The sequence below is a fragment of the Kushneria indalinina DSM 14324 genome, from assembly GCF_003385845.1.
Taxonomy (GTDB): domain Bacteria; phylum Pseudomonadota; class Gammaproteobacteria; order Pseudomonadales; family Halomonadaceae; genus Kushneria; species Kushneria indalinina.
The window spans coordinates 12,284-26,149 of sequence record NZ_QRDJ01000009.1; the positions used below are offsets into that span (position 1 = coordinate 12,284).

13 protein-coding genes are annotated in these 13,866 nt (G+C 61.6%); 10 read left to right on the plus strand and 3 right to left on the minus strand.

The features are described 5' to 3' along the window. Positions 1–390: 390 nt before the first annotated feature. Positions 391–1,266, plus strand: a complete 876-nt coding sequence (locus tag C8D72_RS14455) for a transporter substrate-binding domain-containing protein (protein WP_211308858.1) — start codon at positions 391–393, stop codon at positions 1,264–1,266. Between the two features lie 97 nt (positions 1,267–1,363). On the opposite strand, the gene C8D72_RS14460 is transcribed toward C8D72_RS14455, so the two are convergent. Then, positions 1,364–2,206: a fumarylacetoacetate hydrolase family protein gene (locus C8D72_RS14460; protein ID WP_115855164.1), complete on the minus strand. Its 843-nt coding sequence runs from the start codon at positions 2,204–2,206 to the stop codon at positions 1,364–1,366. Positions 2,207–2,657: 451 nt separating this feature from the next. Here C8D72_RS14460 and C8D72_RS14465 point away from each other — a divergent pair, with 451 nt between their 5' ends. From C8D72_RS14465 to C8D72_RS14480, 4 genes are all read left to right on the plus strand, one after another. Further along, positions 2,658–3,185, plus strand: a complete 528-nt coding sequence (locus C8D72_RS14465; RefSeq protein ID WP_115855165.1) for a hypothetical protein — start codon at positions 2,658–2,660, stop codon at positions 3,183–3,185. Between the two features lie 218 nt (positions 3,186–3,403). Next, on the plus strand, positions 3,404–4,216 hold the full coding sequence (locus C8D72_RS14470; RefSeq protein WP_115855166.1) for an amino acid ABC transporter substrate-binding protein: 813 nt from the start codon (positions 3,404–3,406) through the stop codon (positions 4,214–4,216). Positions 4,217–4,328: 112 nt separating this feature from the next. Beyond that, positions 4,329–5,003, plus strand: a complete 675-nt coding sequence (locus C8D72_RS14475; RefSeq protein ID WP_115855167.1) for an amino acid ABC transporter permease — start codon at positions 4,329–4,331, stop codon at positions 5,001–5,003. Continuing rightward, positions 5,000–5,755 carry an amino acid ABC transporter ATP-binding protein gene (locus C8D72_RS14480; RefSeq protein WP_115855168.1) on the plus strand — a complete coding sequence of 252 codons (756 nt, stop codon included), beginning with the start codon at positions 5,000–5,002 and terminating at the stop codon, positions 5,753–5,755. The genes C8D72_RS14475 and C8D72_RS14480 overlap by 4 nt, the downstream gene beginning before the upstream one ends. 12 nt (positions 5,756–5,767) lie before the next feature. On the opposite strand, the gene C8D72_RS14485 is transcribed toward C8D72_RS14480, so the two are convergent. Next, complete coding sequence (locus C8D72_RS14485; RefSeq protein ID WP_115855169.1) at positions 5,768–7,399, minus strand: FGGY-family carbohydrate kinase; 1,632 nt, start codon at positions 7,397–7,399, stop codon at positions 5,768–5,770. A 236-nt stretch (positions 7,400–7,635) separates the two neighbouring features. On the opposite strand from C8D72_RS14485, the gene C8D72_RS14490 reads away from it, so the two are divergent. Genes C8D72_RS14490 through C8D72_RS14510 form a run of 5 tightly spaced genes read left to right on the plus strand, consistent with a single transcriptional unit; the run spans position 7,636 to position 13,071 of the window. Further along, positions 7,636–8,583 carry an ABC transporter substrate-binding protein gene (locus C8D72_RS14490; RefSeq protein ID WP_115855170.1) on the plus strand — a complete coding sequence of 316 codons (948 nt, stop codon included), beginning with the start codon at positions 7,636–7,638 and terminating at the stop codon, positions 8,581–8,583. Positions 8,584–8,639: 56 nt separating this feature from the next. After that, complete coding sequence (locus C8D72_RS14495) at positions 8,640–10,190, plus strand: sugar ABC transporter ATP-binding protein (RefSeq protein ID WP_115855171.1); 1,551 nt, start codon at positions 8,640–8,642, stop codon at positions 10,188–10,190. Beyond that, positions 10,187–11,170, plus strand: a complete 984-nt coding sequence (locus tag C8D72_RS14500) for an ABC transporter permease (RefSeq protein ID WP_115855172.1) — start codon at positions 10,187–10,189, stop codon at positions 11,168–11,170. Before C8D72_RS14495 ends, C8D72_RS14500 begins: the two co-directional genes overlap by 4 nt. Positions 11,171–11,215: 45 nt before the next feature. Beyond that, positions 11,216–12,307 carry a zinc-binding dehydrogenase gene (locus C8D72_RS14505; protein ID WP_211308859.1) on the plus strand — a complete coding sequence of 364 codons (1,092 nt, stop codon included), beginning with the start codon at positions 11,216–11,218 and terminating at the stop codon, positions 12,305–12,307. 11 nt (positions 12,308–12,318) lie between these two features. Beyond that, positions 12,319–13,071: an SDR family oxidoreductase gene (locus C8D72_RS14510; protein ID WP_115855173.1), complete on the plus strand. Its 753-nt coding sequence runs from the start codon at positions 12,319–12,321 to the stop codon at positions 13,069–13,071. 254 nt (positions 13,072–13,325) lie between these two features. Here the strand turns inward: C8D72_RS14510 and C8D72_RS14515 are convergent, their stop codons facing one another. Beyond that, a complete protein-coding gene (locus C8D72_RS14515; RefSeq protein ID WP_115855174.1) occupies positions 13,326–13,691 on the minus strand; it encodes a hypothetical protein in 366 nt (121 codons plus the stop codon). Positions 13,692–13,866: the final 175 nt, after the last annotated feature.

Below are 13,866 nucleotides of genomic sequence, written 5' to 3' on the forward strand. Positions count from 1 at the left end.
CATCGAAAAGGCCGCCCGGCAATAGTGCCGGGCGGCCTTTTGGGTTTGACGATGTCATGAGGACTCGGCAGGCTCAAATGTCAGTTCTCATCCAGCCCGTTCGATATTGCTGCTGCCCCGAGCAGATATTGCAGGATATCAACAACCGGTATGCCGCCTCTCCTTGTGTAGATGAATGCCTGTGGGTAAACCGACAGCAAACACGCGCGTGGCCACGCCTGGCGTCATCCCCTTATCTTCTCGAACTCTTGCAATGACATCCCCCCGTCCATTGGACTGAACAGGGTCGCCAACAAGACGCAATCAGCGTACCCTCCCGCGGCGATACTCTCTGGCAACACACCTTCTGGCCGGGCAAGGTCACCGGATTCACCTGCGATGGAACATCTCATGGTTCGACTGCTGCGCACACATGTCCGCACCCTGCCGGGTCGCCGCCTTACTTCTGCTCTGGTGGCGGCCCTGCTCTGGATCACGTCCCTGGCCATGATGCTGACCGTGTGTCTGTCTCCGCATGCCGAAGCCGCCGGCGTATCCGAATCGTCGGCACTCGATCAGATTATCGAGCGTGGTACGCTCCGGGTGGGTACCACCGGGGACTACAAACCCTTCAGCTATCACACCAGCGATGATCGCTTCATCGGCCTTGACCCTGACATGGCCGCAGACCTTGCCGAGGCTCTGGGCGTCGAGCTTGAGCTGGTGCCGACCAGCTGGCCCACCCTGATGCAGGACTTTCACGACCAGCGCTTCGATATCGCCATGAGCGGTATCTCGGTCAATCTTGATCGCCAGAAAACCGCCTGGTTTTCCAGGCCCTACCAGCGCGATGGCAAAACGCCCATCACTTTGTGTGAGCGTCAGGCGGACTATCAGACCCTTGAGCAGATCGATCAGCCCGGCGTTCGCGTCATCGTCAACCCCGGCGGTACCAACGAGCGCTTTGCGCGCGGCAATCTGCAAAAGGCCACGATTGTCGATTATGACGATAACGTCACCATTTTCGATCAGATCGTTCAGGGCAAGGCGGATCTAATGATGACCGATGCCATCGAGACGCGCCTGCAGGCCAATCTGCATCCCGAACTGTGCGCCGTCCACCCCGATCAGCCGTTCAATTTTTCCGAAAAGGCCGTTCTGCTCCCGAAAGACATGGACCTCAAGTTCTTCGTCGATCAATGGCTGCGCCAGCTCAAGGAAAGCGGTTCGTTTGATGAGCAGCTTCAGCACTGGCTCGATCATGACTGGCCGCAACAGGCAGGCTGACAGGCGCACGCACGAATCAACCCACTCGGGGTGTCGCAGCAAGGCATTAAAAAAGCGCTCCCCGTCACGGGAGCGCTGCCATTGACCCGTCAGGGCGTCAGGCCTGTATGGTGCGCTGGATCTGTTCACCCAGCCCGTCGATGCCCAGACGCATGGTCTGCCCGGGGCGCAGATACACCTTTGGATTCTGCCCCATGCCCACACCGGGCGGGGTCCCGGTCGAGATCACATCGCCGGCCTGCAGACTCATGAAGCGGCTGAGATACGCCACCAGATGGGCCACGCCGAACACCATGGTGCTGGTCGAGCCGTTCTGGTAGCGGTGGCCATCCACTTCCAGCCACATGCCAAGATTACCGGGGTCCGGAATCTCATCGGCCGTGACCAGCCAGGGGCCGAGCGGGCCGAAGGTATCGCAGCCCTTGCCCTTGTCCCAGGTGCCACCGCGGGAGAGCTGAAATTCCCGCTCGGAGACATCGTTGACGACACAGTAGCCGGCCACATGACGCATGGCATCGGCTTCATCGATGTAGCGCCCGGGTTTGCCGATCACCACGCCCAGCTCGACCTCCCAGTCGGTGCTGAGGGAGTCGCGGGGAATTTCGATATCATCGTTGGGGCCGCAGATGGCACTGGTCCACTTGTTGAACACCACAGGCTCGGCGGGCAGCTCAGACCCGGTTTCGGCAGCATGATCGGCGTAGTTCAAACCGATGCAGATGAACTTGCCCACCCGCCCTACGCAGGGGCCGATGCGAGCGTCATCGTCCACCTTCGGCAGGCTTGCCACATCCAGTCGTGACAGTAGGGCGAGCTGCTCCGGCAGGAGGATATCGCCGGCAATGTCATCCACATGGCCGGACAGGTCACGCAGACTGCCATCATTGGCCACTATCCCTGGCTTCTCGGCACCCTTCGGTCCGAAACGCAATAGTTTCATGCAGTTCTCCCTGGTGAAGTAATACAGCATGTGGCGGCGATCAGCTGGACCAGCCGTCATTGATCATCTGAGTCGTCCCATGGCCGTGCACCTGGAGGATGTCATCACCCTCTTTTTTGATAGCTGAAAAAGGTATGCCGTATCGCGCTTTTTCATGGCATCAACGCCCACGAATTGAAAAAAGGCCCTGACGCCCCATCTCTCTGGTTCGCAACGCTTTATTGCTCTAAAAGGCTGCACAGTTTGATAACCTGGGTTAAGGAATAGCAGGGATCATTGACGGTAGCCTCACGCTTTAAAGCGTGATATCAATGCCTGAGCGTCTCCCTGCGCCATTGAAGGGGCCTTCGGCACCCTTTCCATGCGCTTTTGAATCGTTTGACCCCGGCATCTCCCCTCACTTCTTTATCAGACATTCGAACCGCTTGCGGTGCACAGAAGGCAGAGGCACATGAAAGACCTGAATCGTGTATTCAAACACTATCAGCAGCAGGTCGGTGGCAGGAATCCCCTGCACCCTCATCCCGCTCAGGAGCAGGGTTATGAGGCCGATCCTGACGAGCCGGCAGGCTTTGACGAAATCGCCCAGCGGGTTCTGATTCCTGCGATGGAGTGGGCACGCGATATCGCCAGTGGCAATCATTACGCCAGCGAGATTCACGTACACTGCCAGGACGAATCGAACACGCGCGACATCGAAGCGGTCGAGTTTCACCTGCTGCCGGTTCAGCACGTCACCATGAAAAAAGGCTTCACCAACTTCAATCATCTGCGCATCAGCCATGACCCCGATCATGACGGCCTGCGCATCGATCGAAGCTACATGAGACATCACCGTCATGAAGAACAGGGGGAATCCTGGATCTCCTGCGGTGATCTCACTCAGGACAAGGTGCAGGACATCATCGCGGACTTCATCGAGATGGTACTGGCCAACCAGCTCGACAACGAGGCCGATCCCAGTCTGGCTTCATTCTGACCCTTCCTCTTCTGTCACCGCCAGTTTCCGAGGCGTTTTTACCCCTCCCCGAGAAAACACCCGGAAACATGGTGCTCCCGGCCATGGCGCCGTTTTGTGCCGATAGTTGAAAACCTCTTTGCATATAAAAACTTTTTCTTATTCCTTTAAGAAAGGTTGCGGTACGCTGGGCGTATTCGGCGCCCGTAGGCGCAGCCTTGTTAATCAGGAGTCAACACATGACGGCTTTCAGGACACTGGCCCGCACGCTGGCCATCACCTCACTGGGACTGACCACCCTGCTGGGTACCGCAATGGCGGCTCAGGCCGACACCCTGCGGGTCGGCATGTCCGGTGGCTACTATCCCTTCACCTTTGTCGAGCGTGACAAGCTGCAGGGCTTTGAGGTCGATGTCATGAACGCCATCGGCGAACAGACCGGTGACGACATCCAGTTTGTGACCGCCAGCTTCTCGGGTCTGGCCGGCATGCTGGACTCCGGTCGTATCGACACCATCGCCAACCAGATCACCATCACGCCGGAACGTCAGGCCAAGTACGCCTTCTCCGCGCCCTATGTCTACGACGGCGCGCAGGTGGTAGTCAGAAAGGGCAACGACGACATTCACGGCGTCGAGGATCTCAAGGGCAAGACGGTCATCATGAACCTGGGCTCGAACTATGAAACGCTGCTCAAGGAGCTTCCCTACGCCGATGAGATCAACCTGAAGACCTATGAGTCCAACATCGAGCAGGATGTGGCGCTGGGCCGGGCCGATGCGTTTGTGATGGACCGCACCAGCGCCAGTCAGGTCATCAAGGACAAGCCGCTGCCGCTGCAGCTCGCCGGCCAGCCCTTCTCGAGAATCGAAAACGCCCTGCCGTTTCGTGACAACGAGGAAGGTCGTGCCCAGCGCGATCGCGTCAACCAGGCGCTCGAGACCCTGCGTGACAACGGCGAACTCAAGGCGATTTCCGAGAAATGGTTCGGTGGTGATATCACCGAAGCACCGCAGACCGAAGGCGCTGAAAAGAACAGCGACGACGCCTGATCAGCGCTATGCTCTGCCCATATGGCCCCGGCATGTCCGGGGCGTTTTGTTTTCCACCCTTCAGGTGTCTCGTGGACTTTGACGCGGGCCGCTCGTTTTAAAGCGCATCGCCATGCAAGCACTCAACCTTGATTACATGGCCGGGCTGGTGCCCGTCCTTCTGGGCTATCTCCCGCTGACGCTGGGCATGGCCGCCGCCGGCATGGTCTGCGCCCTGATACTGGCCTGCGGTCTGGCCGTCATTCGCGTCTCGCGTCTGCCGGTGCTGGATCAGGCCGCGAAGCTTTTCATCTCGTTTTTCCGTGGCACCCCGCTTCTGGTGCAGCTTTTTTTGTTCTATTACGGGCTGCCGCAGTTTCTCGCCTTTCTGGTCTCCATTAACGGCGTGACCGCCACCATCATGGGGCTGACGCTGCACTTTTCGGCCTACATGGCCGAATCGATTCGCGCCGCGATCACGGGCATTGATCGCAGCCAGACCGAGGCGGCCCAGTCGATCGGCATGACCAATGCCCAGACCATGCGTCGCATCATCCTGCCTCAGGCCACACGGGTGGCCACGCCCACGCTGATGAACTACTTCATCGACATGATCAAGTCGACCTCGCTGGCCTTTACGCTGGGCGTGACCGAGCTGATGGGCGCGACTCAGAAGGAAGCCGCCAGCAGCTTTCTCTACTTCGAAGCCTTTCTGGTGGTCGCGGTGATCTACTGGATCGTGGTCGAGGCGCTGTCCTGGTGTCAGAAGCGGCTGGAAAAACGTCTCAACCGGGCCTACCAGCGATGATTGCACTCAAGGGTATTACCAAGCGCTTCGGCGAACACACCGTGCTCGACGGGATCGACCTGTCACTGGAGCGCGGCGAAATCATCGTGGTGATCGGCCCGTCGGGTACCGGCAAGTCCACACTGCTGCGCTGCATCAACTTCCTTGAACACCCCGACGCCGGAGAGCTCACGGTGGGCGATCTGCACGTGGACGCCGCCCGCCCCGGCAAGGACGACATCCTGGGCCTGCGCCGGCGCACGGCGTTCGTGTTTCAGAACTATGCCCTCTTTGCCCACAAGACGGCGCTGGAGAACATCGCCGAGCGCATGATCGTGGTCGAAGGGCTGTCAAAAAACGAGGCGCACGCTCGCGCCCGCGAGATTCTCGAGCGCATCGGCCTTGCCGACAAGGCCGATGCCTACCCGGCGGCGCTGTCCGGCGGACAGCAGCAGCGTATCGGCATCGGCCGCGCCATGGCCGCAAAAGCCGAGGTTATTCTCTTTGACGAGCCGACCTCGGCGCTGGACCCGGAGTGGGTCGAAGAAGTGCTGGCGCTGATGAAGCAGCTCGCCGCCGAGCAGCAGACCATGATCGTGGTCACCCACGAGATGCAGTTTGCCCGCGAAGTCGCCGATCAGGTGGTGTTCATGGATGGCGGGCGCATCGTCGAACAGGCGCCGCCGTCCGAGCTTTTCACCAATCCGAAGGACGAGCGCACCCGCAGCTTCCTGCGCAAGGTGCTCTCCGGCAACGCACCGGCCGCCACCTGACAGCGTGCCGTATCAATCCGCAGGCGCGTCCATGAGTTCGCGATAGCGCAGCTGATCTTCATGCATCCGGCGATAGACGCGGTACTTGGCGTCAAAAAACCCGGCGCGCGTGGCATCCGGCGAGATGGTTTGCGCCGTGGCGCTCATGGCCGCCGCCGCCTCGCGCAGCCCGGCATGATCACCGCAGGCGGTGGCCGCCAGCATGGCGCTGCCCAGCAGCACCGTCTCGCGCTCCTCGGGCAGCTCGATCACAAGCCCGGTGGCATCGCTTAACTCCTTCAGCCAGCGCACGTTCTTGAGCGCCCCGCCGCACAGGCGCAGCCGCTTGATGGCATGGCCGTGGGCGTTGAGCGTCTCGACAATATGACGCGTGCCCAGGCTCACTGCCTGCAGCGTGGCCAGATAGCGCACCGCCAGCCCATCGATGTCCCGGCCCAGATCCAGCCCGCTGATCATGCCCTTGAGCGAGGCATCCGCCAGCGGCGAGCGGTTGCCGTGGTGATAGTCCAGCAGGTGCAGATGCCGGGTCAGCTCGTCGCGGCTGTCTTCCTCCAGTGCGGCCAGGCGGCGATTGAGCAGTTCGAAATGGCTGATGTCGGCGCGCTCGGCCTCCTTCATCAGCGCCTCACCCGCGCCGCTATCGGCAATGACGTGATCGATCAGCGCCCCCACCGCGCTCTGCCCGCCCTCGTTGATCCAGCCATCCGGCAGCACCGCGCCCCAGTAGGGTCCCCAGACGCCCGGCACGAAACAGGGCTCATGAGAGAAGGCGATATGACAGGCCGAGGTGCCTGCGATCACTGCCAGACTACCCTCCGGGTCTTCCCCCAGCATGCCGAGGGCCCCGGCGTGGGCGTCGATCAGCCCGGTGGCCACCACTGTTTCCTCTGACAACCCCATCGCCTCGGCGGCTTCAGGGGAGAGCGTGCCGGCCCGGGAACCGGGCGCGCGAATGGCGCCCTGCATCGCCGGGCGCGACATCAGCTCATCCAGCCCCAGACGCTCGAGCAGGTCCTCCGGCCAGCGGCCTTCATGGGCGAGATAAAGCCACTTGCAGACCTGGGTACACACGCTGCGCTCCGGCTCATGGGCGCCGTCCAGATCGCCGATGGCGCGCGCCACCATGAAATCGGCCAGGTCGAGAAAGAGCGCGGCCCGCTCGAACTGATCCGGCCGATGGCGGTTGAGCCACAACAGCTTGGGCAGCTCCAGCTCCGGGCTGACCTGACCGCCGATGTAGTCCAGCGCCGGATGCCCGGTGGCGGCGATCTCGTCAGCTTCCTCGATGGCGCGATGGTCCATCCACATGACGATGTTGTGATCATCGTCACTGTCTGTTGATTCCGAGCCCGGAGACACCGACACCGGCGCGCCCTGATCATTCAGCGCCACCAGCGAACAGGTGGCGTCAAAGCCGATCGCCCGCACCGATTTCCCGTCGATGCCGGCCTCACTGACGGCCGCTCGCACCGCCGCCACGCACTGCGACCAGATATTGTCGCTGGACTGCTCGACGAAGCCGGAACGCGGGCGGTACTGCGCGATCTCGCAAGCCGCCTGCGCCAGACAGCGCCCGCCCTCGTCAAACACGCCGGCCCTGACGCTGGCCGACCCCACATCGATTCCCAGGTAATAGGCGCTCATGACGGCTCCTGATAATGGCGTGGCGCTACCCTGCCACAGTGTGAATGACCTGCCCTGCCGACCTTGGTCCAATCACCCAAAGGTGAATTGCCAGTGTGTGCAAAACACAGCTAAATGGCCAATGACAACGTTAACATTGGCGCGTTAGCCCACGGCTGCATGACAACAGGGCCCGCGCGCGTTATCCACTGCGCATGGCACGCGCCATGCCGTCATGATCTGCCGGGGAAGATGCCATGCCTATCACGATTCCGCACGCCAAAGGCCTTCTGGGCGCCGCACTTGTCAGCGCCCTGCTTGCCATACCTGCCGCTCAGGCCGCCGAAACCGGCGACAAGGCCGACGATGAGCTTGTCATCGGCATGTCCTTTCAGGAGCTCAACAACGTCTACTTCGTGACCATGCAGCGTGCGCTGCAGGAAGCGGTCAACGAGATGGGCGCCAGCCTCGTGTTCACCGACGCCCGCCACGACATCGCCAAGCAGATCAACGACGTCGAGGACATGCTTCAGCGTGGGGTCGATATCCTGCTGCTCAATCCGACCGACTCGGTGGGCATTCAGTCCGCGGTCATGTCGGCCCATGACGCCGGCGTGCCGGTGGTCGCGGTGGATGCCCAGGCCGAAGGCCCGATCGACGGCTTCGTGGGCTCGAAAAACTTCGATGCCGGCTACAAGGCCTGCCACTACATGGGCGAGCAGCTCGGCGGTGAAGGCAAGGTCGCCATTCTTGATGGCATCCCGGTCATCCCCATTCTGGAGCGGGTCGAGGGCTGTCAGAAGGCATTGGGCGAGTTCGAAAGCATCGAAGTGGTCGACAAGCAGAACGGCCATCAGGAGCGCTCCACCGCCATGAACGTCACCGAGAACATGCTGCAGGCCCATCCGGATCTGGCCGGCATCTTCAGCGTCAACGACGTGGGCTCGCTCGGCGCGCTGGTCGCCATCCAGTCCTCCGGCATGGATGTAAAACTCGCAAGCGTTGATGGCAACCCGGAAGCGGTCAAGGTGCTGGCCCAGCCCAATTCGCCGCTGATCGCGATCGCCGCCCAGCACCCCGCCACCATGGTTGTCCAGGCTCTTGAGCTGGCCGTGAAAAAGTACCGCGGTGAAGAGTCTCCCAGTGAGGTGCCGATCGACGTGACCCTGGTCACCGCCGACAACGCCAAGGAATTCACCTGGTAATTCGTGCTCACCGGCAACCCTGACCGGCCGCGCCCCGGCGCGGCCTGGAGGCTCCCATGGCCCTGCTTGCACTGGAGAAGGTCAGCAAACGGTTCCCCGGCGTGCGTGCGCTCAATGAGGTGAGCCTGCAGGTCGAGGCCGGCGAGATTCACGCTCTGCTGGGCGAAAACGGCGCCGGCAAGTCGACGCTGATGAAGATTCTCTGCGGCATCCACCAGCCGGATAGCGGCGAGATTCTGATCGATGGCACGCCACAGCACTTCTCGAGCTACCGCCGCGCCTGCGCCGCCGGGGTCGGCATCGTCTTTCAGGAGTTCAGCCTGATCCCGGGGCTTTCCGTGGTGGACAACATCTTTCTGGGCCGCGAACCGCGCAATCGCCTCGGGCTGATTCGCCACGGCGTGATGCTCAAACAGGCCAACGCGCTGTTTGAGCGCCTGGATATCGACATCGACCCGCAGATTCACGTGCACCATCTGAGCGTGGCCGATCAGCAGTTTGTCGAAATCGCCAAGGCGCTGTCACTCAACGCCCGCGTGCTGGTCCTCGATGAGCCCACCGCCCCGCTCACCCCCACCGAGGTCGAGCGGCTGTTTACCATCATGCGCCAGCTGCGCGAACAGGGCGTGGCGATGGTGTTCATCTCTCATCACATGGAAGAGATTTTCGAGATCTGCGACCGCGTCACCGTGCTGCGCGACGGCGAATACGTCACCACACTCGAAGTGGCGGACACCGACGCCGGCGCGCTGGTCGAGCTGATGGTCGGCCGACGGGTCGACAACATCTTTCCCGACCACCACTCCCACGCCGATTCGGACGACATCGTGCTCGAGGCCCGCATCCGCATGGCCGGGCGCAAGCATACCGACTATATCCAGCTGGCCCGCGGCGAGATTCTGGGCTTCGCGGGTCTGGTTGGTTCTGGACGCACTGAAATGGCACTCGCCATGATTGGCGCCCAGCCGGTCACCGAACGGCAAATGCAGCTTGAGGGTCACAAGGTAACGCTCAAATCACCGGCCGATGCCCTTAAGCGCGGTATCGGCCTGTTGCCGGAAAACCGCAAGCAGCAGGGACTGATCCTGCCCTTCACCTGCGCGGACAACATCACCCTCAACCATCTCAAACATTTTCAGACACGACCGCCCTTTATCAGCCGGCGCCGCGAGCGCGAGGCGGTCGAGGCATTGATGGACCGGGTGCGGGTCAAGGCGCCCGGCAGTGACACCGTGGTGGGTACGCTCTCCGGCGGCAACCAGCAAAAGGTGGTGATCGCCCGCTGGCTGGAACGCGGCTGTCGGGTGCTGATCTTTGACGAGCCCACCCGCGGCATCGATGTCGGCGCCAAGTCCGAGATCTATGCGCTGATGAAAACGCTTACCGCCCAGGGCATCTCGATTGTCATGATCTCCTCGGAGCTGCCCGAGATTACCGGCCTGTGCGACCGGGTGCTGGTGTTCAACCACGGCCACGTGGTGGCGGCACTGTCAGGCGACGAGATCGAGGCCGGCACCATCATGACCCACGCCACCCGCCAGATTTCTCTCGACAACCCCACGGGGTCCACGGATGAATCGGTGGCCACCCTGGAGCGCGCCTCATGAGCACACCAACATCCGACGCCAATCCCCAGCCCCGACGCCAGCGCCGCTCGCGCGCCTCGCGCCTGCTGCACTCGCCGGTCTTCTTCCCGCTGGTCGGGTTTATCGCCGTGTTCATCGTCATGGCGCTGGCCAATGACAACTTTCTGCTGCCCAACAACCTCACCAACGTCGCCCGCCAGGGGGCGATCATCGCCATCATTGCGGTGGGCATGAGCTTTGCGATCTTCACCGGCGGCATCGATCTGTCAGTGGGACCGGTGATGGCGCTGTCCGGCACCATCATGGCGGGACTGATGGCCGCCGGCTGGCCGCCCACCGTGGCGGTCATCATGGGGCTGTTGCTGGGCATGGTCTTTGGCGCCTTCAACGGCGCCTGCGTGGCCTTTGCCCGCATGCCGCCAATTATCGTCACGCTGGCCACCATGGGCATCGCCCGCGGGCTGGGGCTGATCTACACCGGCGGCTACCCGATCTCCGGGCTGCCGGCCGGCTTTTCGTTCTTTGGCCGCGGCGAGGTGGTGGGCATTCAGGTGCCGATCCTGATCATGCTGCTGGTCTATCTGGTCGCCTATGTGGTGCTGCACCACACCTCCTTTGGCCGCTACGTCTACGCCATTGGCGGCAACGAGGAAGCCACCCGCCTGACCGGCATTCGCGTGCCGCGCTACAAGCTGCTGGTCTACACCATCAGCGGCCTGACCGCGGCGATTGCAGGCCTGGTGATCACTTCCCGCCTGATGAGCGGCCAGCCCAACGCCGGCACCGGCTTTGAACTCGATGCCATTGCCGCGGTGGTGCTCGGCGGCGCGGCGATCGCCGGCGGGCGCGGCGCGATTCTCGGCACTCTGGTCGGCGCCATGCTGCTGGCGATTTTGAACAACGGCCTCAACCTGATGGGCGTGTCGCCCTACCTTCAGGATGTCGCCAAGGGGACCATCATTTTGCTGGCCATCTATATCGGGCGCGGCCGCAATGCCTGAGCCCTGCCACCTGTTTTTAAACCTCGTTGCCACCGGAGTCCGACCATGAGCGATACCACGGCTACCCCCAACACCATGCAGGCGGTGGTGTGCCACGCCCCCAACGACTACCGACTGGAGTCGGTGCCCCGACCGACCGCCGGGCCGGGAGAAGTGATTCTGAAAATCGGCGCCTGCGGCATCTGCGCCAGCGACGTGAAGTGTCGCGGCGGCGCCGAGATGTTCTGGGGTGGCAACGGCCAGCCTGCCTGGGTGAAGGCGCCGGTGGTGGCCGGTCACGAGTTCTTCGGTGAAGTCATCGAGATGGGCCCGGGCGCGGAGGAACACTTTGACGTGCGCGTGGGCGACCAGGCGATCGCCGAGCAGATCGTACCGTGTGGCAAGTGCCGCTACTGCGACGGCGGCCACTACTGGATGTGCGAAGTGCACAACATTCTGGGCTTTCAGCATGAAGTCGCCGAGGGCGGCATGGCCGAGTACATGCGCATCCCGGCGAAGGCGCGTCTGCACCGCATTCCGGAGAGCCTTAACCTGGCCCAGTCCGCCTTTATCGAACCGCTCGCGTGCGGCATTCACGCCGTCAACCGCGGAGACATTCAGCTTGATGACACCGTGGTGATCGCCGGTGCCGGCCCGATCGGCCTGGCCATGGTGCAGGTCGCCCGGCTCAAGACGCCGAAGCAGCTGATCGTGGTCGACATGATCGATGAGCGCCTGGCACTGGCCAAGCGGTTTGGTGCCGACGTGGTGCTCAACCCCTCAAGGGATGACGTCAACGCCCGCGTGAAGGAACTCACCGGCGGCTACGGCTGCGACGTCTACATCGAAGCCACCGGCGCGCCCAGCGGCGTGCGTCAGGGCCTCGAGATCATCCGCAAGCTGGGGCGCTTTGTGGAGTTCAGTGTGTTCGGCAAGGAGACCACGGTGGACTGGTCGATCATCGGCGATCGCAAGGAGCTCGACGTGCGCGGCGCGCACCTCTCTCCGCACACTTTCCCGGTGGCGATCGATCTGATGGCGCGCGGACTGGTGACCACCGACGGTATTGTCACCCACGAGCTGCCGCTGGCAGAGTTCGAGGAAGGCTTTCGCATGGCGACCGCCGCTGAATCCATCAAGGTACTGCTGGTACCGTAAGCGAGGACACGATGAGCGAGACCCTCACCACCACCCAATACGCCGGCCTCAGGGGCCGGCGCTATCTGGTCACCGGCGCGACCAGCGGCATCGGCCAGGCCGTGGCGCTGGCTCTGCGCGAGCAGCACGCCGAGGTCGTCGCGCTGGGGCGCAACCCCGAGGCGCTGGCCGCACTGCAAGAGGCCGGCTGCACCACCTGCACTCTCGAGCTGACCGACACCGACGCGCTTGAGCATGCCATCACCGAGCACGGCCCCTTTGACGGGCTGGTCAACAGCGCCGGCATCACCCACGTGGAACCGGCCCTGACCCTGCCGCCGGAAGCCATCGACCACGTCTTTCACACCAACGCCCGCGCCGCCGCCATGGCGGCGCGCTGCGTGGCGCGCGGCATGATCGACGACGGTCGTAGCGGCAGCATCGTCAACGTCTCAAGTCAGGCCTCCCTGGTGGGGCTGGATGATCATTTGGCCTACAGCGCCTCCAAGGCGGCGATGGACGCCATCACCCGGGCGCTGTGTCTGGAATGGGGCACCAATGAGATTCGGGTCAACAGCGTCAACCCGACCGTCACGCTCACGCCCATGGCGCAGAAGGTGTGGTCGGAGCCTGAAAAGCGCGACCCGATGCTGGCGGCCATACCGCTGCACCGCTTTGCGGAGCTTGCCGATGTGGTCGAACCGATTCTGTTTCTGCTCAGCGACGGCGCGGGCATGATCAGTGGGGTGTGCTTGCCGATCGATGGGGGGTATACGGCGAGGTAGGGGGTTGGGCTGGTGCTTTGGGGCAGATGCCTCAAAGCAAATAGAATTGGGCGAGTGGGAGTAACACTGTGAAGCAAGAGGATAGGAAAAAAGGACTTACTTGCTTCTCTCGCCCAAGTACCAGGTAAAGCCCAGCAGATAACCATCCGAATCCTGAACAAGGCTCGCGCTGGCCCGACAGGATTTCGCCCTCGTCGTACCAGTTCTCTTGTATGTCTCGATACAACGGCACACCGACGGCCTTGAGGCGCGCTCTATTGTGATTTTTCGTCAGGCTTAGCATCGACCACCATCACGCTATAAGACTGTGGAAGGAGTTCTTTTACCTCCGCAACTGAATAACCTTTCGCATGGAATGTCTCCCCCTCTTTGGTGGTAATAATTACCTCTCTGCTATTTCTGGACTCGATCCAAGTAACAATTACCTTTGCGATTGCATTCCAAGGCATGGCGTCAGAAACAGCGCTGACTATTTCCTTGAACCCAGAGCCTTGGGGGGCCGTAGAAAACATAACAACTCGACTGTGAGCGATGCCGGCCTCGTCTAAAGCATGAAGAAAGGATGATGCACCATTCTTAAACATCGTTAACTCTAAAACACTTATACTCTTTTCTTTCATAAGCACTCCACTTTACGCCATAGAACTTATTACGTGACAAAAAGTGCAACATCAACAATCACATCATCATTTTTTAAAAAACTTAACGTCGAAAATCACGGAGAAACATCTAATAAAAGAATTTTAATCTAATCACCCCCAACTGCGCAGTCTGCTTTTCACAAATTAAATGCAA